Annotated in this window: 17 protein-coding genes; all 17 read left to right on the top strand. The window is 73.6% G+C overall.

The genetic code is table 11. From position 1 onward, the window contains the following. The first annotated feature begins 1 nt into the window (after nucleotide 1). The 17 genes from AB0J53_RS07695 (at nucleotide 2) to AB0J53_RS07615 (ending at nucleotide 20,011) form a co-directional block, all read left to right on the top strand. A complete protein-coding gene (locus tag AB0J53_RS07695) occupies nucleotides 2–1,369 on the top strand; it encodes an acetyl-CoA carboxylase biotin carboxylase subunit (RefSeq protein WP_364169699.1) in 1,368 nt (455 codons plus the stop codon). After that, nucleotides 1,366–1,626, top strand: a complete 261-nt coding sequence (locus AB0J53_RS07690) for an acyl carrier protein (protein ID WP_219511653.1) — start codon at nucleotides 1,366–1,368, stop codon at nucleotides 1,624–1,626. The genes AB0J53_RS07695 and AB0J53_RS07690 overlap by 4 nt, the downstream gene beginning before the upstream one ends. Beyond that, on the top strand, nucleotides 1,623–1,949 hold the full coding sequence (locus AB0J53_RS07685) for a hypothetical protein (RefSeq protein ID WP_364169696.1): 327 nt from the start codon (nucleotides 1,623–1,625) through the stop codon (nucleotides 1,947–1,949). Before AB0J53_RS07690 ends, AB0J53_RS07685 begins: the two co-directional genes overlap by 4 nt. Beyond that, complete coding sequence (locus AB0J53_RS07680; protein ID WP_364169693.1) at nucleotides 1,946–2,428, top strand: hypothetical protein; 483 nt, start codon at nucleotides 1,946–1,948, stop codon at nucleotides 2,426–2,428. The genes AB0J53_RS07685 and AB0J53_RS07680 overlap by 4 nt, the downstream gene beginning before the upstream one ends. Then, entirely contained in the window at nucleotides 2,425–3,156 is a 732-nt protein-coding gene (fabG, locus tag AB0J53_RS07675) for a 3-oxoacyl-[acyl-carrier-protein] reductase (protein WP_364169690.1), read from the top strand. Before AB0J53_RS07680 ends, fabG begins: the two co-directional genes overlap by 4 nt. Further along, complete coding sequence (locus tag AB0J53_RS07670) at nucleotides 3,153–3,797, top strand: DsbA family protein (protein WP_364169687.1); 645 nt, start codon at nucleotides 3,153–3,155, stop codon at nucleotides 3,795–3,797. The genes fabG and AB0J53_RS07670 overlap by 4 nt, the downstream gene beginning before the upstream one ends. Nucleotides 3,798–3,809: 12 nt before the next feature. Continuing rightward, nucleotides 3,810–5,519, top strand: a complete 1,710-nt coding sequence (locus tag AB0J53_RS07665) for a fatty acyl-AMP ligase (RefSeq protein ID WP_364169684.1) — start codon at nucleotides 3,810–3,812, stop codon at nucleotides 5,517–5,519. Next, a complete protein-coding gene (locus AB0J53_RS07660) occupies nucleotides 5,512–7,050 on the top strand; it encodes an acyl-CoA dehydrogenase (protein ID WP_364169681.1) in 1,539 nt (512 codons plus the stop codon). Before AB0J53_RS07665 ends, AB0J53_RS07660 begins: the two co-directional genes overlap by 8 nt. Next, nucleotides 7,040–7,279, top strand: a complete 240-nt coding sequence (locus tag AB0J53_RS07655; RefSeq protein WP_357587347.1) for an acyl carrier protein — start codon at nucleotides 7,040–7,042, stop codon at nucleotides 7,277–7,279. Before AB0J53_RS07660 ends, AB0J53_RS07655 begins: the two co-directional genes overlap by 11 nt. Continuing rightward, complete coding sequence (locus AB0J53_RS07650) at nucleotides 7,279–8,613, top strand: condensation domain-containing protein (protein ID WP_364169678.1); 1,335 nt, start codon at nucleotides 7,279–7,281, stop codon at nucleotides 8,611–8,613. The genes AB0J53_RS07655 and AB0J53_RS07650 overlap by 1 nt, the downstream gene beginning before the upstream one ends. Before the next feature lie 190 nt (nucleotides 8,614–8,803). Further along, nucleotides 8,804–10,465: an AMP-binding protein gene (locus AB0J53_RS07645; RefSeq protein WP_364169676.1), complete on the top strand. Its 1,662-nt coding sequence runs from the start codon at nucleotides 8,804–8,806 to the stop codon at nucleotides 10,463–10,465. Between the two features lie 115 nt (nucleotides 10,466–10,580). Next, nucleotides 10,581–11,585: a 2,3-diaminopropionate biosynthesis protein SbnA gene (gene sbnA / locus AB0J53_RS07640; RefSeq protein ID WP_364169673.1), complete on the top strand. Its 1,005-nt coding sequence runs from the start codon at nucleotides 10,581–10,583 to the stop codon at nucleotides 11,583–11,585. Between the two features lie 3 nt (nucleotides 11,586–11,588). Continuing rightward, a complete protein-coding gene (gene sbnB, locus AB0J53_RS07635) occupies nucleotides 11,589–12,569 on the top strand; it encodes a 2,3-diaminopropionate biosynthesis protein SbnB (RefSeq protein WP_219511629.1) in 981 nt (326 codons plus the stop codon). 14 nt (nucleotides 12,570–12,583) lie between these two features. Then, a complete protein-coding gene (locus tag AB0J53_RS07630) occupies nucleotides 12,584–12,757 on the top strand; it encodes an MbtH family protein (protein ID WP_219511627.1) in 174 nt (57 codons plus the stop codon). After that, nucleotides 12,754–17,466 (top strand): amino acid adenylation domain-containing protein, encoded by a 4,713-nt coding sequence (locus tag AB0J53_RS07625; protein WP_364169670.1) that lies wholly within the window; start codon nucleotides 12,754–12,756, stop codon nucleotides 17,464–17,466. The genes AB0J53_RS07630 and AB0J53_RS07625 overlap by 4 nt, the downstream gene beginning before the upstream one ends. After that, nucleotides 17,463–18,359 (top strand): ornithine carbamoyltransferase, encoded by an 897-nt coding sequence (locus AB0J53_RS07620; RefSeq protein ID WP_364169667.1) that lies wholly within the window; start codon nucleotides 17,463–17,465, stop codon nucleotides 18,357–18,359. The genes AB0J53_RS07625 and AB0J53_RS07620 overlap by 4 nt, the downstream gene beginning before the upstream one ends. Next, nucleotides 18,356–20,011: an acyl-CoA dehydrogenase gene (locus AB0J53_RS07615; protein WP_364169664.1), complete on the top strand. Its 1,656-nt coding sequence runs from the start codon at nucleotides 18,356–18,358 to the stop codon at nucleotides 20,009–20,011. The genes AB0J53_RS07620 and AB0J53_RS07615 overlap by 4 nt, the downstream gene beginning before the upstream one ends. Nucleotides 20,012–20,017 lie beyond the last annotated feature (6 nt).

The following is a 20,017-nucleotide window of genomic DNA, read 5'->3' as shown; positions in this document are numbered from 1 at the left end:
GGTGGAGCGTCTGCTGGTCGCCAACCGCGGCGAGATCGCGGTCCGCATCGTCCGCGCCTGCCGCGACCTCGGCATCGGCAGCGTCGTCGCGTACTCGTCCGCCGACCGTGACAGCCTGGCCGTGCGGATCGCCGACCGGAGCGTGCACATCGGCCCCGCGCCCGCGCGGCGCAGCTACAACGACATCCCGTCGCTGCTGTACGCGTGCGCGCTGAGCGAGGCCGACGCCGTGCATCCCGGCTACGGCTTCCTGTCCGAGGAGCCGCTGTTCGCGACGGCCTGCGCCGAGGTGGGCGTCACGTTCGTCGGGCCGTCGGCCAAGCACATCGCGCTCATGGGCAACAAGCTCGACGCCAGGGCGGCGATGCGGGCGTGCGGCGTGCCGGTGCTGCCCGGCTCCGACGGGCCGGTGGAGAGCGCGCACGAGGCCGCCGAGGAGGCCGCCCGGATCGGCTACCCGCTGATCCTCAAGGCGGTCGCGGGCGGCGGCGGCCGGGGCATGCGCGTCGTCCGCGATCCCGGCGAGCTCGCCAGGACGTGGGAGGAGACGCGGGCGGTCGCCCGGACGCTGTTCCGCGACGACCGCATCTACCTCGAACGGTACGTGCCGCGCGGCCGGCACATCGAGGTCCAGATCCTCGCCGACTCCTTCGGCAACGTCGTCGACCTCGGCGAGCGCGACTGCACCGTGCAGCGCAGGCACCAGAAGCTCGCCGAGGAGTCCCCGGCCCCGTCGCTGCCCGGCGACCTGCGCGAGCGGCTGCGCGCCGCCGCCGTGCTGGGCGCCACGTCGGTGGAGTACGTCAGCGCGGGCACTATGGAGTTCCTGGTGTCCGACGAGGGCGAGCCGTACTTCCTGGAGATGAACACCCGCCTCCAGGTGGAGCACCCGGTCACCGAGGAGCGCACCGGGATCGACCTGGTCGAGTGGATGATCAGGATCGCCCGCGGCGAGGCGCTCCCCTTCGGGCAGCGCGGTCCCGACCTCGGTCGGCACGCCGTCGAGGTGCGGATCAACGCCGAGGACGTGGCGCGCGACTGGGCGGGCAGCACCGGGCGCGTCGAACGGCTGCGGCTGCCCGGCGGCCCCGGCATCCGTGTCGACACCCACCTGTACGAGGGGTACGTGGTGCCGCCGTTCTACGACTCGCTGCTCGCCAAGATCATCGCGACCGGTCCCACCCGCGAGGTCGCGCTGCGGCGGATGGACCGGGCGCTGCGCGAGTTCAGCTGCGAGGGCGTGGTGACCAACGCCGACTTCCATCGAACCCTGCTGTCCGACGCGGGCTTCCGGGCCGGAGATTACCGGCTGGACCTGGTCGAGGACATCGTCGACAGGCTGTGCACGACCGAGAGGAGCACGACATGACCGCCTCCCTGGTGGACAAGGACGAACTGCGGAAGGTGATCGCGACGACGCTCGACATCGACGTCGACGAGGTCACCGACGACGCGCACTTCGTCCAGGACCTGGAAGTGGACTCGCTGATGGCGCTGGAGATCGCGGTGACGCTGGAGAAGCGGTTCCAGGTCAAGATCGACGAGACCGAGATGGCCGGGATCACCTCGTTGTCCAGCACGTACGAGCTGCTGTGCGGGTTGCTGGCGGAAGGCGCCGGACGGTGAGCGCGATCCTGCCGGCGGGCACGCCGCGTGACGGCGGCGTGCGCGTCGATCCGGGGCTGCCGGTGCTGGCCGGGCACTACCCGGGTTTCCCCGTCTTCCCCGGCGTGGGCGTGCTGGAGGTGGCCGACCAGGCGATCCGCGCGAAGTTCGGCGCGGACCTGGTGCTGAGCGAGATCGTCAGCGGGCGGTTCCTGCGGCCGGTCCTGCCGGGCGACACGATGACCGTGGAGGTCGCCGAGCAGGGCGAGGGGTTCGCCGCGGTGGTGAGCACCGAGCGCGGCGAGACCGCCCGGCTCCAGGTGCGCTACCGGGAGACGCCATGAGCGGCCCCGGGGAGATCGGCGTAGACCAAATCCGGAAGGTCATCCCGCACCGCTTCCCGATCCTCCTGCTGGACCGGGTCGTCGCCGTCACGCCGGGCGAGAGCCTGGTCGCGGTCAAGGCCGTCACCTGCACCGAGCCCTGCTACGAGGGCATCGGCGACGAGGCGGGGCCCGTCGCCTACGACTACCCGTGGCCGCTGCTGCTGGAGTCCTGGGCGCAGGCCGCGGCGCTGCTGGCGCTGTGGGAGTCGCCCAACCCCGACGTGCTGGCCGGGGACGTGGTGCTGGCCGGCGGCATGCGCAACGTGCGCTTCCACCGGCCCGCGCGGCCCGGCCAGGTGATCGAGCACCGGGTGCGCATGGTCCGCAAGGTCGGCGAGAACGCCGTCATGGAAGGCGAGTCGCTGGTCGGCTCGGAGGTCGTGCAGGAGATGGGAACCATGATCGAGACGACTCGGCCGATCGGGGTGCTGGCATGACCGTCGCCCTGGTCACCGGAGGTTCGCGCGGCATCGGCCGGGCCGCCGCCGTCGCCCTGGCGGCGGACGGTCAGGACGTCGCGCTCTGCTACCAGTCCAACACCGACGCGGCCGAGGAGGCCGCCAAGGAGATCGAGCGGCACGGCGTACGCGCCCTGATCAGGAAGGTCGACGTCACCGACCGGGCCGCGGTGCGCGCCTTCGCCGCCGACGTGGAGACCGAGCTCGGCCCGGTGCACACGGTCGTCACCTCCGCCGGGATCACCCGCGACCGGCCGCTCGCGCTGCTGCCCGACGACGACTGGGACCACGTCCTCGACGTCAACCTGGGCGGCACCCACAACATCGTGCGCGCGGTCGTCCTCGGCATGATGAAGCGCGGCGGCGGGCGGATCATCACGATGTCGTCGGTCGCCGGGGTGGCGGGCAACGTCGGGCAGACGAACTACGCCGCGTCCAAGGCCGGGATCATCGGCTTCACCAAGGCGCTGGCCAAGGAGGTCGGCCGCTACCGCATTACCGCGAACGTGGTCGCGCCCGGCTTCATCGAGACCGACATGACCGCCGACCTGCCGGAGAAGGCCACCGCCCAGCTCCGCGACCGCATCTCGCTCGGGCGCTTCGGCGCCGCGGACGAGGTCGCCCAGCTCGTGTCGTTCCTCGCCTCCGAGCGGGCCGCCTACATCACCGGGCAGGTCATCCGCGTCGACGGGGGGATGGCGCTGTGAGGTTCTACTTCAACTTCCGCAGCCCGTACTCCTGGCTGACCCTGCACGACCTGCTCGCCGAGCGGCCCGGCCTGGCGCGGCGGCTGGACTGGATCCCGTACTGGGACCCGGAGGAGGCCACGCTGCGCGAGCTCGACGCGGCCGGCGGCCGGTTCGGCTACTCGGCCATGTCCCGCGAGAAGCACCTGTACATCCTCCAGGACGTGCGGCGGCTGGCCAGGGCGCGCGGCCTGGAGCCGAGCTGGCCGCTGGACCGCGGCCCCCGCTGGGAGGTGCCGCACCTGGCCTACCTGGTCGCGGCCGACCACGGCGTGGGGCAGGAGTTCGCGGCGGGCGTCACCGAGCTGCGCTGGCAGCGGGGGGCCGACGTGTGCGACCCGCGCGTGGTCGCCGAGCTCGGGCGCTCGCTCGGGCTCGACGAGGCCGCGCTGACCGGCGCGGCGGACGACCCCAAGCTGCGCGAACGGGGCATCGAGGCGCTGCGGACGGCCGACCGCGACGGCGTCTTCGGCGTGCCGTTCTTCGTCCACGGGCGGGAGAGGTTCTGGGGGCTGGACCGGCAGGCGGCCTTCGCCGAGTCGGCCGGCGAGCAGGAGGCGGACGCGTACCCGCCGGAGGACCACCCCGGTGGCTGTGGCTGAGAGGAGGAGGGGATGAGCTCCATGGACTTCATGAGCACGCTGAGCAGGCACGCCGCCGAGTTCGCCGGCAGGCGCGCCGTGCTCTTCCACGACCGGCGGGGTGAGAAGGCGCTCACCTACGGCGAGCTCGACCTCGCGGCCCGCCGGATCGGCGGCTGGCTGGCCGGGCGCGTCGAGCCGGGCGAGCGGGTGCTGCTGTGCTACCCCGCCGGCCTGGAGTTCGTCGAGGTCTTCCTCGGCTGCCTGGCCGCGGGCGTGGTGGCCGTCCCGGCGCCGTTCCCCGACGCCTCCTCCCTGCACCGCGAGCGGGTCCTCGCGGTGGCCGCCGACGCCGAGCCCGCCCTGGTGCTCACCTCCGCGTCGCTCGCCGGGTCGCTGACGGCCGCGCTCGCGGACGGCGAGCCCGCCCTGGTGGCCGAGGCCGCCCAGTACGGCGAGCCGCTGCCCCGCCCGCACGCGACCGGGCCGGAGACGCTGGCGTTCCTGCAGTACACCTCCGGCTCGACCAGCGACGCCAAGGGCGTCATGGTCACCCACGGCAGCCTGGTCGACACCCTGCGGGTCGGCGCCGAGCTGCTGGACCTGCGGGAGGGCGCGCGGTTCTGCAGCTGGCTGCCCATGCACCACGACATGGGGCTGGTGGCCATGCTCCTGCTGCCGCTCCACCTGGGCGGCAGCACCGTGCTGATGTCGCCGACCGACTTCCTGCGCCACCCGTGGCAGTGGCTCGACCTCATCGGCCGGCACGGCGCGGAGGTCAGCGCGGCGCCGAACTTCGCCTACGACCTGTGTGTACGCCGCGTCACCGACCAGCAGTTGCGCGACCTGGACCTGTCCTCGTGGAAGCACGTGTGCAACGGCGCCGAGCCCATCGACGCGGGCACGCTCACGCGCTTCGCCGACCGGTTCGCCGCCGCCGGGCTCAAGCCGGAGTCGCTGACCGCGGGCTACGGCATGGCCGAGACCACGCTGTTCATCTCCGGCACCGCTCCCGGGCACGCCCCGGTCGTGACCACGGTCGACCCGTGGGCGCTGGAACGCGACACGCTGGACCCGGCCGCGACCGGCAGGGCGCTGGTGGGCTGCGGCCGGCCGAAGGCGCTGGAAGTCCTCATCGCCGACCCCGACACGGGCGCGGAGCTGCCGGAGGGCCGCGTCGGCGAGATCTGGGTGCGCGGCCCCGGCGTGGCCGCCGGATACTGGCGCAAGCCCGAGGAGACCCGGCGCACCTTCGGCGGCACCACCGCCACGGGCGAGGGCGGCTTCCTGCGCACCGGCGACCTGGGCGCGCTGCTGGAGGGCGAGCTCTACATCACCGGCCGGATCAAGGACCTGGTGATCGTCAACGGCCGCAACCTCTACCCGCACGACCTCGAACGCGCGCTGACCCGGGTGCACGCGGCGGTGGAGAACATGCCGTCGTGCGTCTTCTCCGTCGCCGTGCCGCGCGAGGAGATCGTCGTCGTCCAGGAGGTCAGGTCGCGGGCGCTCGCCTCGCCCGGCGAGCTGGTCGAGGAGATCAGGTCGGCGCTCAGCCGCAGGTTCGGCGTCGGGGCGGCCAACGTGTGCCTGGTGCGGCCGGGCGAGATCCGCAGGACGACCAGCGGCAAGATCCGTCGGCAGGTCACCAGGCAGCTCTTCGCCTCCGGCGGGCTGACCGCGCACCACGAGGCCCTGTCCCGCGCGGTGACCGCCCGCTACCGGAAGAGCGCCGATGGGTGAGCCGGTGCTGCCGCCGGTGCTGACCGTCGAGCGCTGCCTGGAGCTGGACGCGCGCGAGGAGTTCCCCGGCGAGATCTGCCGCGCCCTGACGGACCTCGGCGCGGAACGCCACTACCTGCCCGGCGTGCCCGCCGAACGCCTGCTCGCCCTCATCAGGAGCCTGGCCGGCCGCGACTTCACCGTGGCGCTCGCGCACTGCAAGACCTACCTGGGCTCGGTGGCCACCTGGGTCGGCGGCACCCCCGAGCAGGTGGCCGCGCTGTCGGCCCGCGTCTCGGGCGGCGCCGTGGTCTCCCTGGCGCTCACCGAACGCGACCACGGCAGCGACGTGCTGGCCGGGGAGGTCACCGCCACGCCCGTCCCCGGCGGCTACCGCCTCGACGGCGAGAAGTGGCTGATCAACAACGCCACCCGCGCCGACGTGGTGTGCGTGCTCGCCAGGACCGGCGACAGCGGCGACGCCCGGGGGTTCAGCCTCTTCCTGGTGGACAAGGACACGCTGCCCGCGCACGCCTACCGGTGCCTGCCGAAGGTGGCCACCCACGGCGTGCGCGGCGCCGACATCAGCGGCATCGCCTTCACCGGCGCCGTGGTGCCGCAGGAGGCGATGGTCGGGGAGCCGGGAACGGGCCTGGAGGTCCTGCTCAAGGGCCTGCAGCTCACCCGCACGCTGTGCGGCGGCATGTCGCTGGGCATGGGGGAGCACGCCCTGCGGATCGTGCTGGACTTCGCCGAGCACCACCACATGTACGGGCGGCCGCTGGCCGACCTGCCCCTCACCACCCGCGCCCTGGCCGACTCGTACGTGGACCTGCTGGTCGCCGAGGCCGTCACCGTGGTCTCCACCCGGTCGATCCACTCGCTCACGGGCGAGCAGAGCCTCGTCTCGGCCGTCGTCAAGTACTACGTGCCCACGCTGATCGACCGGACCCTGCAGCGGCTGGCCAAGGTGCTGGGCGCCCGCGCGCTGCTGACGGACGGGCCCTTCCAGAAGATCTGGCGCGACCACGCCATCGTCGGCGTCTTCGACGGCAACACCTGGGTCAACCTCGGCACGCTGGTCAACCAGTTCCCGGCGCTGGTGCGCGGCTACCGGCGCGGGCGCGTGGACGCGGCGGGGCTGGCGGCGGCGACCGGGCTGAAGCAGCCGCTGCCGCCCCTCGACCCGGCCCGGCTGAGCCTGGCCGCGCGTGACGGCTGCAGCCTGGTGCAGAGCCTGGCCGGCGACCCGGACGCGCCGCGGGAGCTGCGCGAGCGGGCCGACCGGCTGCACGAGGCGATGGCCGGGTGGCGGCCACGCGGGCGGGAGGTCCCGCCCGAGCTGTTCGGCCTGGCGCGCGAGTACGCCCGGCTGTACGCGGCGGCGGCCTGCGTACGGCTGTGGGCGGACAACGCCCTGGACGACGTGTGGCTGCGCGCCTGCCTGGCCAGGGTCTTCGACCGCCCGGACGCGGCCACCGATCATCTGCTGGACCTGACGCGGCGCGGCCGCACGTTTTCCTTCCTGCGAGGAGTCGACCATGACGCTTGACCACATCCGCAACTGGCTGCGCGCACGGGTCGCGTTCTACGTGGAGCGGACGCCCGAGGAGATCGACCCGGACGTCAAGTTCGTCGAGGTGGGCCTGGACTCGGTGTTCGCGATGAGCCTGAGCGGCGACATCGAGGACGAGTTCGGGCTGGTCGTCGAGCCGACCGTGGCGTGGGACCACCCGACCGTCAACGCGCTGGCCGACTACCTTCACGCGGAAGCGGCCTGATGGAGCTGACGATCGGCCAGCAGGCCCTGTGGTTCCTGTACCGGCTGGCGCCGGAGAGCACGGCCTACCTGATCACCGTCGCGCTGCGCGTCCACGACGTGCTGGACCTCGACCGGCTGCGCCGGGCCACCTCGGCCGTCATGGCCAGGCACGAGGTGCTGCGCTCGGTGTTCGACGAGGTCGACGGGGCGCCCCGGCGGTCGGTGGCCGATCGGCCGCCGCCGTTCACGGTCACCGAGCTGGGGGCGGTGGACGAGAGCGAGCTGCGGGCCGCGGCGGCGCGGGCGGCGGGGGAGCCGTTCGACCTGGGCGTGGGGGCGTTCCGGGTCACGCTGGTGCGCGGCGCGGGCGGGTCGGTGCTCCTGGTGACGGCGCACCACATCGTCAGTGACGCGATGTCGCAGTGGATGATCCTGCGCGACCTGCTGTGGGCGTACGAGCAGGACGAGCCCGGCTGGCCGGTGATCACGCGGACCTTCGGCGACTACGTCCGGCACGAGCGCGAGCTGCTGGGCTCGCCCCGGCGGGCGCGGCTGGAGCGCTACTGGCGCGGCGTCTGCGAGGGCGCCGAGCCCGGGGGGCTGCCGGCCGACCGGGCGCGGCCGGCGGGGGCGTTCCGGGGGGCCTCGGTGACCGTCGTGTGGCCGGAGGAGACCGGGGCGCGCCTGATCGAGCAGGCCAGGACGCTGGGGGTGACGCCCTTCGCGCTCGTGGTCGCCGGGGTGCAGGCGGCGCTGCACCGGCGGGGCGCGGGCGGCGACTTCCTCATCGGCTGCCCGATCAGCACCCGCTTCGCCGGGCGGGCGCGCGACGTCGTGGGCTGCTTCGCCAACACGGTGCCGCTGCGGGCGCGGCTGCGCCCGGGGACCACGCTGGGGGAGGCCGCCGTGGCCGCGCACCGCGAGCTGGTGGCGGCGACGGCGCACGGGGAGTTCCCGTCGGCGCTCATCCGGGAGCTGACGCCGGGCCGGGGCCTGCCCTACCAGCTCGCGGTGAACCTGCTGTCGATGGACGCGATGGACCCGCCGCTGCCGCTGGCGGCCGACGGCTCGATCGAGGGGCCGGTGACGACCTACCGGGGGCTGCGGTTCGCCGTTCTCGACCTCGCGCAGATGGAGGGCCAGTTCGAGCTGATGGTGGATGTGCGCAGGGCGGGCGCGCTGTTCACCGCCGTGGTCAAGTATGACGCCGCCCTGTTCGACCGGCTCACGATCGAGCGTTTCACCGGGCGGCTCCGTCAGGCGGTGGAGTCGGGTCCGGATTCGCCGATCGGCAGGCTGCCGGCGGTGGACGAGAGTGAGGTGGCGCGTTTACTGGCCTTCGGTGAAGCATGAGTCATGCTCATTGTTATTGGCTGACAAAGGCGCCCCGCAACCCCTAATAGAATATTGTTCCCCCCTTTTGGTTTCTGGGGTCTGTCCCGAATGATGGGTATAGTTGCGTTTGGCCCGATCGGGCGCAAGGTCCCATCCTTGTGAGCCTGCAAGGGGAGTTCGTATGGGGGATATTTCTGTTTTCGGGGCGATGCTTCGTCACGTCGAGGAAAGGCCGCAGGCTGACGCGGTCATATTCAAGGGGGACGGCGAAACTCGTATCGGCTACCTGGATCTCCACCTGGCCGCGAGGGAGGTGGCGTCGTGGCTGCAGACCGTGTGCAAACCGGGGGATCGGGTGCTGCTCTGCTACCCGACGGGCATCGAGTTCGTGCGGGCGCTGCTGGCCTGCCTCTACGCCGACGTCGTCCCGGTGCCGCTGCCGCTCCCCACGCACGCGGATCACCATCTCAGCACGCAGACCGGCGTCGCGCTTGACGCGGACGCCCACCTCGTCCTCACCGACACGGCCCACGCCGACGCCATCCACGCCTGGCTGACCCACGACGACCTGGGCACCTACGCCTGCGTCGCCACCGACGGCGTCACGTACGAGGACCCGGCCGACTGGGTCGAGCCCATGCGGTCCGGCGACGACGCGGCCCTGCTCCACTACACCAGCGGCCTGGCCGGCGAGCCCGTCGGCATCCCGCTGTCGCACACCAACCTGCTGCACAACGTGGAGACCCTGGCCGAGGCCTGCGGCCTGCGCCCGGGGACGCGCACGGGCGGCTGGCTGCCGCTGCACCACGGGCTCGGGCTGTTCTCCATGCTGCTGGCGCCGCTCCTGTCGGGGGGCACGGCGGTGCTGCTGCCGCCCGAGACGTTCTGCGTCGACCCGCTCGCCTGGCTGCGCCTGCTCGACCGCCACCAGGTCGAGGTGAGCGCGGCCCCGAGCTTCGGCTACGACCAGTGCCTGCACGAGATGACCGACGAGGAGTGCTCGACGCTGGACCTGTCGCGATTACGTCACCTGCTCGTGCTGGAGATGACGGGGCTGCCCCCGATCGAGCCGGACATGCTGCACGACTTCGCCGGCCGCCTGCGCCCCGCCGGGCTGCGCGCCGACGCCCTGCGCACCGCCTACTGCCTGCCCGAGGCCACGATGATCGCCTCGATCGGCGCGGCGGGCCAGGCCCTGGCCGCGCCCGGCTTCGACACGCGGGCGCTGGACAAGGGCCTGCTGCTGCCCGGCGCCGACGGGCCCCGGCTCGCCGGTCTCGGCCGGCCCGCCGGGCACGAGCTCCTCATCGTCGACCCGTTCACCGGCGTCCCGGCGGCCGAGGGCGCCGTCGGCGAGATCTGGGTGCGCGGGCCGCACGTCGCCGCGGGCTACTGGCGCAGGGACCGGCTCAGCGCCGAGCGCTTCGAGCAGAGCACCGCGACCGGGGAGAAGGGGTTCGTGCGCAGCGGCACCCTCGGCGCCACCGTCGACGGCCGCCTCCACGTGACCGGCACCTCCCGCGACCTGGTCCTCTTCCAGGGCCGCCCGCTGCACCTGGGCCGGGTCGAACGCAGCCTCCTCGACCTCGGCACCCTCGTGGCCTGCACCGCCTTCCCCGCGCCCGACTCCGCCGAGAAGATCGTCGTGGTCGCCCAGCCGGGCGGCGGCCGGGCCGGCGACGGCCTGGTCCGCGCCGTCCGCGACCGGCTCGCCCTGCGGTTCGGGCTGCAACGGGTCGGCGTGGTCCTGGTCAGGCCCGGCCAGTTCCCGGTCACGCCTGACGGCGGCGTCAACCGCCAGCTCGTCCGGGAGCTGCTCCGGGCCAACGCCCTGGACGTGCTCGACTCCACCGTCGCGGAGAACCGCTGACGGCGTCGCCCGGCTTGACCGGCTCCATTTCTCCGCACGCGGAATATAGGCGAGATATAGCGGCGTGCCCGGATAGTGAGCTGGCTGGTTCTGGTTGCGGAACCGGCGCAATTTCATGGACGGAGCCAGCGCTGTGCCAATATCCACCACGACTGGAATTATTTCGGCTATTGGTGGGACGCCGCTTGTCGAACTCGAACGGCTGGTCCCCGGACTGTTGGTGTATGCGAAGCTGGAGCGGTTCAATCCCGGCGGAAGCCTCAAGGACCGCAGTGCGCTCAGCATGCTGAGCGCGGCCATCGACGCAGGTGATCTCGTTCCAGGGATCTCCGTCGTGGTGGAGTCCAGTTCGGGAAACCTGGCGATCGGCATGGCGCAGATCTGCCGCTACCTCGGCCTCAGATTCATCTGTGTCGTCGATGCCAGGACCACGGAGCAGAACCTCGCGATTTTGCGGGCATTCGGCGCCGAGGTCGAGGTCGTGGAGTTCCCCGACCCCGACACCGGCGAGTACCTGCCGCGCCGGATCCAGCGGGTGCGCGAGCTCCTTGACAGCGTTCCGAACTCCTTCCACCCCAACCAGTACGGGAACCGGCTGAACGCGCGGGCGCACGTCCAGACGATGCGCGAGATCGCCGAGGCGCTCAACGGGGAGATCGACCACCTGTTCGTCCCCGTGAGCTCGTGCGGCACGCTGGTCGGCTGCGCCGACTACGTCGCCGAGCACGGCCTGTCCGTCGAGATCACCGCCGTGGACGCGATCGGCAGCATGATCTTCGAGGGGCAGACGCCGGGCCCCCGCCTGCTGCCGGGCCACGGCGCGGCGATCCGCCCGGCCCTCTTCCGCGAGGGCGCCGCCGACCGCGTGGTCCACGTGTCGGACCTGGACTGCGTGGTGGGGTGCCGGAGGCTGACCGAACGCGAGGCCATCCTGGCCGGCGCGTCGTCCGGCGCGATCGTCTCCGCGCTCACCGCGACCCAGCGGGACATCGCGCCCGGGTCGACGTGCGTGCTGCTGCTGCCGGACGGCGGAGATCGTTACCTCGACACTATCTACTCCGACGAGTGGGTGCGCCGCACCTTCGGCGAGGTCTCGCACCTGTGGAAGGAAGGGATCTGACCCATGCTGGTCATCCGACACGACGAGGTGCGCGACATCCTGCACGGCGCCGAGGACGCCGTGCTGGACCTGGTACGCGACACCTACCGCGAGCACGACGCCGGTGAGACGGTCGTGCCCCACTCCACGTTCCTGCGCTTCCCCGGGGACAGCGCCAACCGCATCATCGGCCTGCCCGCGTTCGTGGGCGGCGACCAGCCCGTCGCGGGCATCAAGTGGGTGGCGTCCTTCCCCGGCAACCTCGGCAAGGGGCTGCCCCGGGCCAGCGCCACCATCGTGCTCAACTCCATGGACACCGGCCGGCCGGTGGCCTTCATGGAGGGCGCGCAGATCTCCGCCGCGCGCACCGCCGCCTCCGCGGCGGTCGCCGCCCGCACCCTCACCGGCCCGGACCCCGTACGGTCGATCGCCGTGATCGGCTGCGGTCTGATCAACCTCGAGGTCCTGCGGTTCCTGCCCGATGTCACGGAGCTGACCCTCTTCGACCTGTCGCGGGAGCGCGCCGAGGAGTTCGGCGAGCGCGCCCGCGCCCTGCTGCCCGGCCTCGGCGTACGCGTCGCCGCCACCGCCGCCGAGGCCGTCGCGGCGGCCGGGGTGGTGTCGCTGGCGACCACCGCCGTCGAGCCGCACCTGACCCTGGACGGGGCCCGGCCCGGAACGGTCGTGCTGCACCTGTCGCTGCGCGACCTCACGCCGGAGACCGTCCTGGCCGCGCGCAACGTCGTCGACGACGTCGACCACGTGCTGCGCGAGCGCACCTCGCCGCACCTGGCCGAGCAGGCCACGGGCGACCGCGCGTTCGTCCACGCCACGCTCGGCGGGCTGCTGCGCGGAACCGCCACGCTGCCCGGCGGCGACTCACCGATCATCTTCTCCCCGTTCGGCCTCGGCGCGCTGGACCTGGCGCTGGCCCGGTACGTGTTCCAGCAGGCCGTCGCCCGGGGCTCCGGGCTGGCCGTCGAGGCCTTTCAGCAACCCGCGTGAAGGAGCAGTCCGCCATGAGCGACAAGTACCTGGTAGTGCTCAACGACGAAGAGCAGTACTCCATCTGGTGGGCGGACCGGGACCTGCCCTCCGGCTGGCAGGCCGAGGGGACCCAGGGCACCAAGGACGAGTGCCTGCGCCACATCGAGCAGGTCTGGACCGACATGCGCCCGCGGAGCCTGCGGTGAGCGACGGTCTCCTCGGCGACCTGGTGTGGCGGCAGGCGGCGGCCACACCGGACGCGGTCGCCGTCGTGGACGGGGACCGCACCCTGACCTACGCCCAGCTGGCCCGCCGGGCCGCCCGCCTGGCCCACCTGCTGGGCGGGTGGGGCATCGGCCGGGGCGACGTCGTCTGCCTCAACCTGCCGCGCGGCGCCGACTTCATCGTCGCCGTCCTCGGCGTGTGGCGCAGCGGCGCCGCCTACCTGCCGACCGACCCCGAGCACCCGCGCGAGCGCCGCGACCGCATCCTGCGGGACGCCCGGCCCGCCATCGTGCTCACCCCGGAGCTGCTGCGCTCGCTGCCCACCCCGGAGGCCGCGCCCGTCCCGGTCTCCGGCGCGGACGCCGCGTACGTGATCTACACCTCCGGCTCGACCGGGCGGCCCAAGGGCGTCGTCGTGACGCACGGGGGCATCGCCAACCGGGTGCTGTGGACGACGCGGACGCACGAGCTGGGCCCGCGCGACAGGCTGCTGCACAAGACGTCCGTCACCTTCGACGCGGCCGGCTGGGAGCTGGTCGGGCCGCTGGTGAGCGGCGGCACGGTGGTCGTCGCGCCGCCGGGCGCCGAGCGCGATCCGGCCACGCTCGTCGGGATGGCGCGCGAGCACGGCATCACCGTGCTCCAGGTCGTCCCGTCGCTGCTGCGCGAGCTGGTCCGCGAGCCCGGCTGGGCGGACCTGGGCTCGCTGCGGCTGCTGTTCAGCGCCGGCGAGCCGCTGCACGCCGGGCTGGCGCGGGCCGCCGCCCTGCCGGGGCTGGCGATGTGGAACACCTACGGGCCCACCGAGTGCGCCATCGACGTGACCGCGCACCTCGTCGACCCGGACCAGGACGGCGAGGCGGTGCCGATCGGCCGGCCGATCTCCGGCATGCGGGTGCGCGTCCTGGACGAGGAGGGCGGCCTGGCGCCCATCGGCGTGCCCGGCGAGCTGTGCGCGGGCGGGCCCGGCGTCGGCCGCGGCTACCTGGGCATGCCCGCCCTGACGGCCGAGCGTTTCGTGCCCGACCCCTTCGGCGACGGTGAACGGCTCTACCGCACCGGCGATCTCGTGCGCTGGTCCGAGGACGGCGTGCTGCACTTCATGGGCCGCCTCGACGACCAGCTCAAGGTCAACGGCGTCCGGGTCGAGCCCGGCGAGATCGAGGCCGTCCTCCAGGGCCATCCGGCCGTGGCGGCCGTGGCCGTCGTCGCGTCGGAGGGACGCCTGGTCGCGCACGTCGCCGGCGGCGTCGCCCCGGCCGAGCTGCGGCTGTTCGCCCGCGACGTGCTCCCCGACACCCACGTGCCGACCCGCTACGTCCTGCACGACAGGCTGCCTGTGCTGCCCAGCGGGAAGATCGACCGCGCGGCGCTGAAGGCTCCCGCCGAGGAGGCCGCCCACACGCCGCCGCGCACCCCCGCCGAGCGGCGGGTCGCCGCCGTCTGGTCCGAGCTGCTGGGCGTCGGGCGGATCGGCGCCGAGGACGACTTCTTCCAGCGGGGCGGCACCTCGCTGCTCCTGACCAAGCTCGCCAACCGGCTCGGCGTGCCCGTCCCCGACCTGTACGCGATCTCCACGGTGTCCGGCCAGGCCGAGCTCCTGGACCGGCAGGCCCCCGGGGACGAGCGCGTCGGCCCGGCCCGGCGCGGGGCCGCCGCCGAGGTCTCCTACGGCCAGCGCCGCCTGTGGTTCCTCGACCGGATCCAGCCCGGCAGCCCCGAGTGGGTCGCGCCGCTGTTCGTCAGGCTGGACCACGCCGACCCGGACACCGTCCGGGCCGCCCTGTACCGGCTGGCCGAGCGGCACGAGATCCTGCGCACCCGCTACGTCCCGGCCGACGGCGAGCCCCGGCCGGTCGTCGACGCCCCCGCGCCGGTCGAGCTGCGGGTCGCCGCCCCCGGCGAGGACCCCGCGACGCTGGTCGCCGAACAGCTCGCCCGGGGCTTCGACCTGGAACGCGGGCCCGTGTGGCGGGCGCTGCTGGCGGGCGACCTGCTGCTGATCACCGTCCACCACATCGCCAGCGACGGCTGGTCGACCGTGGTGCTCGACCGGGAGCTGCGCGCGCTCTGCGCCGGCCAGGACCTGCCGCCCGCCCCCCTGCAGTACGCCGACTACGCGGCCTGGCAGCGCCGCACCCTGACCGAGGACAGCCTCGCCGGCGACCTCGCCTACTGGCGCGACCACCTGGCCGGCGTGCCCGCGCTCGACCTGCCCACGGACCGGCCCCGGCCCGCCCAGCGCGACCCACGCGGCGCCCTGGTCACCTTCGACATCCCGGCGGACCTGGCCAACACCCTGGCCGCGTGGGGGCGCGAGCGCGGCGCCACGCTGGTCGCCGTGCTGCTGACCGCCTGGGCGATGCTGATCTCCCGGCACAGCGGGCAGCGGGACTTCGCCGTCGGCACCCCGGTCGCCGGGCGCGATCGCGCCGAGTTCGCCGACGTCGTGGGGTTCTTCCTCAACGCCCTCGCCCTGCGCATGGACCTGACCGGCAACCCCTCCTTCGAGGAGGCCGTGGCCCGCGTCAACGAGGTCTGCCGCGCCGGCTTCGCCCGCCAGCGCCTGCCCTTCGACCGGCTCGTGGAGGAGCTCCAGCCGGAGCGCGACCTGACCCGGACGCCGATCTACCAGGTCACCTTCGACCTGCACGAGGTCGGCCACACGGACACGGCGCTGGAGGCGGCGGACGCCGAGGTGATGGCCGGGTCGTGGCTGATCGCCAAGACCGACCTCAGCCTGCTCGCGCAGCGGCGGCCGGACGGCTCGGTGCTCGCCTCGATCGAGTACGCCACCGCGCTGTTCGACCGGGACACCGCCACGCGGATGGCCGGCCGCCTGCTCAAGCTCCTGCGCGAGGTCGCGGCCCGGCCGCGCACCCGGCTGTCGGCCGTCGACCTGGCGGACTTCGAGCAGCCCGCGCGCCGCGCCGCCCCGCCCTCCCGCTGCGTGCACGAGGCGTTCCAGGAGCAGGCGGCGCGCACCCCCGGCGCCCCGGCCGTGGACGGCATGACGTACGCGGAGCTGAACGGCCGGGCCAACCACCTGGCCCGCCACCTGCGCGCCCTCGGGGCCGGGCCGGGCGGCCTGGTCGGCGTCTGCCTGGAACGCGGCCCCGAGCTGATCGTCACGCTGCTGGCCGTGCTGAAGTCGGGCGCCGGATACCTGCCCCTGGACCCCGGCCAGCCCGCCGAGCGGCTCACGTACATGATCGAGGACGCCGCCGCCGCGCTCGTGGTCACCACGCGGGATCTCGCGGACCGGGTCACCGGGCCGGTGGTGCTGCTCGACGCGTTCCCGGCCGGCTCCTCGCCCGACGACCCGCGGACGCCGGTCGCGCCCGACGACGTCATGTACGTGATCTACACCTCGGGCTCCACCGGGCGGCCCAAGGGCGTCGAGGTGACGCACGCCAACGTGCTGCGCCTGTTCGGCGCGACCGAGGCGGCCTTCGCCTTCGGCCCCGAGGACGTGTGGACGCTCTTCCACTCCTACGCCTTCGACTTCTCGGTGTGGGAGATGTGGGGCGCGCTGCTCTACGGCGGCCGGCTCGTCGTCGTCCCCCGCGACGTGGTGCGCGACCCGGACCGGTTCCTGGACCTGCTGCGCGAGGAGCGGGTCACGGTGCTGAACCAGACGCCGTCCGCCTTCCGGCAGCTCGTCGCGTTCGCCGCCGAGGACGACCCCCGGGTGGGGGAGCTCGCGCTGCGCGCCGTGGTGTTCGGCGGCGAGAAGCTGGAGGTGGGCGAGCTGACGCCGTGGATCCGCCGGTTCGGCGCCGAACGCCCACGGCTGATCAACATGTACGGGATCACCGAGACCACCGTCCACACCACGCTCCACGAGATCCGCCCGGACGACCACGGCAGCCCGATCGGCGTCCCGCTCGCCGACCTCACCGTGCACCTGCTGGACGAGCACGGGGGCGTCGCGCCCGTCGGCGTGCCCGGCGAGATCCACGTCGAGGGCCCGGGCGTGGCGCGCGGCTACCTGAACCGGCCGGCGCTGACCGCCGAGCGGTTCCTGCCCGCCCCCGGCGGCGGGCGGCTCTACCGCAGCGGCGACCTGGCCAGGCGCAACCCGGACGGCAGCCTGGAGTTCCTGGGCCGCGCCGACGACCAGGTGAAGATCCGCGGCTACCGCATCGAGCTGGGCGAGATCCAGGCGGCGCTGCTCGGCCAGCGGAGCGTCCGCGACGCGGTCGTCGTCGTGCGCGACCAGGCGCTGGTCGGCTACGTCGAACCGGCCGGCGACAGCATCGACGTGGGCGAGCTGAAGGAGGCGCTGGGCCGGAGCCTGCCCGACTACATGGTGCCCGCCGCCGTCATCGCGCTGGACCGCATCCCCCTGACCGTCAACGGCAAGCTCGACCGGGCCGCCCTGCCGCTGCCCGGACGCGAGGAGACCGGCGCGGCGCGGTTCGTCGCGCCGCGCACCACGGTGGAGACGCTGCTGGCCGAGATCTGGCAGGACGTGCTCGGCGTCGACAAGGTGGGCGCGCGCGACGACTTCTTCGCCCTGGGCGGCAACTCGCTCCAGGTGCTCAAGATGATCTCCCGGGTCCGGGAGGAGCTCGACGTGGAGCTCGGCGCCCGCGAGGTCTTCGAGCAATCCGAACTCGCCCTGCTGGCCGGCCGCGTCGAGGCCGTCCTGCTGGACGAGGACTTCCGAGTGGAGGAAACGGCATGACGCCCCAGCACCTGATCTCGATCGACGACCTCTCGGACGAGGCCCTGCGCCACCTGGCCCGCCGCGGCCTGGACTTCCGCAACGGCGGCGTCACCACGCACCCGCTCGCCGACCAGATCGTCGGAATCTACTTCAGCAAGACCTCCACCAGGACGCGCACCGCCTTCACCTCGGGCGCGCTGCGCCTGGGCGCGCGCACGATCGCCTTCGGCCCGAACGACCTGCAGACCAACACCGGCGAGTCCGTCGAGGACACCGCCAAGGTGCTGAACCGGATGCTGGACGTCTTCGTCATGCGCACCGCGGGCGACCCGGCCGAGATGCGCATGTACGCCGCGGACAACCGCATGTCGGTGATCAACGCGATGAGCGCCACCGAGCACCCCACCCAGGCGCTGACCGACCTCACCACGCTGCTGTGGCGCTTCGGCGCGATCGAGGGCCTGCGCATCCTGTACGTGGGCGAGGGCAACAACACCGCCGCCGCCCTCGCCCTCGCGCTGAGCAGGTACGACGCGGTCGAGCTCGAACTGCGCACCCCGCCGGGCTACGGCCTGGCCGACGACGTGCTCGCCCGGGTGAACCCCAAGGTGGTCACCGAACGGCACGACATGCGGGACCTGCCGGAGGCCGTGGACGTCGTCTACACCACCCGCTGGCAGACCACGGGCACCGCCAAGCCCGACCCGGACTGGCGTGACACGTTCGCGCCCTTCCAGGTGACCGGCGAGCTGTGGCGGGCGAGCCCCGGCGCGGCGTTCATGCACGACCTGCCCGCCCACCGGGGCGAGGAGGTCACCGCCGAGGTCATCGACGGCCCGCACAGCATCGTCTTCGACCAGGCGGAGAACAAGCTGCACAGCGCCATGGCCGTGCTCGAGTGGTGCCGATGACAGTGGTGCCGATGACGACGCTGGACGAGCTTTTCGGGGACCCCTGGAACGCGGCGAACCCCACCGGGTTCGCCGCGGTCCTGGCCGCCGACGAGCGGGGCGAGCTGCTGGCCGCCGGGGAGGCCGTCCTCGACGGGGCGCGGCTGGCCGACCGGTTCGTCCCGGCCTCGCTCGGCGGCGCCTTCGCCGACGTGAACGGCCTCGTCCAGGAGATGCGGGCGGTCTTCAGGCGCGATCCCACGCTGGGCATCGGCTACGGGGTGACGAGCTTCATCGCCGCGGTCCCGGTATGGACGGCGGGCGACGCCGCCCAGCGCGAGTGGCTGGCCGGGCGGCTGCTCGGCGGCGACCGGGCGGCGGCGGCGTTCACCGAGCTGGCCCACGGCGCCGACTTCTCGCGCATGTCGATGCGCGCCGAGGCGCACGGCGACAGCCTGGTGATGACCGGGACCAAGCAGCTCATCAACAACATCGGCCGGGCCCGCGCCGTCACCGTGTTCGCCCGCACCCGCGACGATCCCGGCAGCCGCAGCCACTCCATGCTGCTGGTCGACCTGGCCGGCACCCGCGACTACCGCATCCTGCCCCGCCACCACACGTCCGGGCTGCGCGCCACCCCCCTGGCCGGGGTGGCGTTCGAGGGCAGCCGGGTGCCCGCGGACGCGCTGCTCGGCGAGCCCGGCACCGGCCTGGAGACCGCGCTGCGCGCCTTCCAGGTGACGCGGATCGCGCTGCCCGCCATCGCGCTCGGCGCCCTGGACACCCAGCTCCGGCTGGCGTTGAGCTTCGCCGGGGAGCGGGTGCTCTACGGCCGGCCGGTGGCCGACATCCCGGTCACCCGCGACTGCCTGGTGGGCGTCTTCGCCGACCTCCTGGTGTGCGACGCGTTCGGCGCGGTGGCCGGGCGCGCCCTGCACCTGCTGCCCGAGCAGACCAGCGTGCTCGCGGCGGCCTGCAAGTACGTGGTGTGCGCCCTGCTCGACTCGGCCTCCTACGACCTCTTCACGATCCTCGGCGCGCGCTCGTACCTGCGGGAGGGCCCCTACGGGATCTTCCAGAAGTATCACCGGGATCTCGCCGTGGCCGCGCTGGCCCATTCGAGCAGCGCCGCCTGCCTGGCGACGATCATCCCGCAGCTGCCCCGGCTGGCGCGGCGGAGCTGGCTGCGCGCCGACGCCGGGCCGGACGAGCTGTTCGACCTCGGCTCCGCGCTGCCCGAGCTCGACTTCGACAGGCTGGCGCCGGACGCGCGGGGCCGCGACAGCCTGACCGCCGCGCTGTCGCGGATCGAGGACGCCGAGCTGCGGGCGTTCTTCCTCGACCGGCTGGCCGAGCTGCGCACGCGCTGCGAGGAGCTGCCGCCGGGCGAGCGGACCGTGACGGCCTCGGCGGCCACGTTCGCGCTGGCCGAGCAGTACGCGTTCACGCTGGCCGCCGCCGCGTGCGCGGGGGTGACGGCGGCGCGGGCCGGCGACTTCGGCGCCGCCTGGCAGCGGGTCGCCCTGCGCCGGATCGCCGCCCGCCTCGGGGCGCCCGCCCGGTCGGCGGGCGAGGCGGGCGAGGTGATGTTCGCCGAGCTGCTGGCCCGGCACGAGGACTCGCGCACCTTCGACGTGATCCCCCGGCGGCTGGCCAGGCACGGGCGCCGGTGACGACCC

Origin of the sequence: Nonomuraea sp. NPDC049725, assembly GCF_040674795.1 — a bacterium.
GTDB classification, from domain to species: Bacteria; Actinomycetota; Actinomycetes; order Streptosporangiales; family Streptosporangiaceae; genus Nonomuraea; species Nonomuraea ceibae.
The sequence above is the reverse complement of the archived record's forward strand: the minus strand, read 5'-3'. Positions and strand labels throughout refer to the sequence as shown.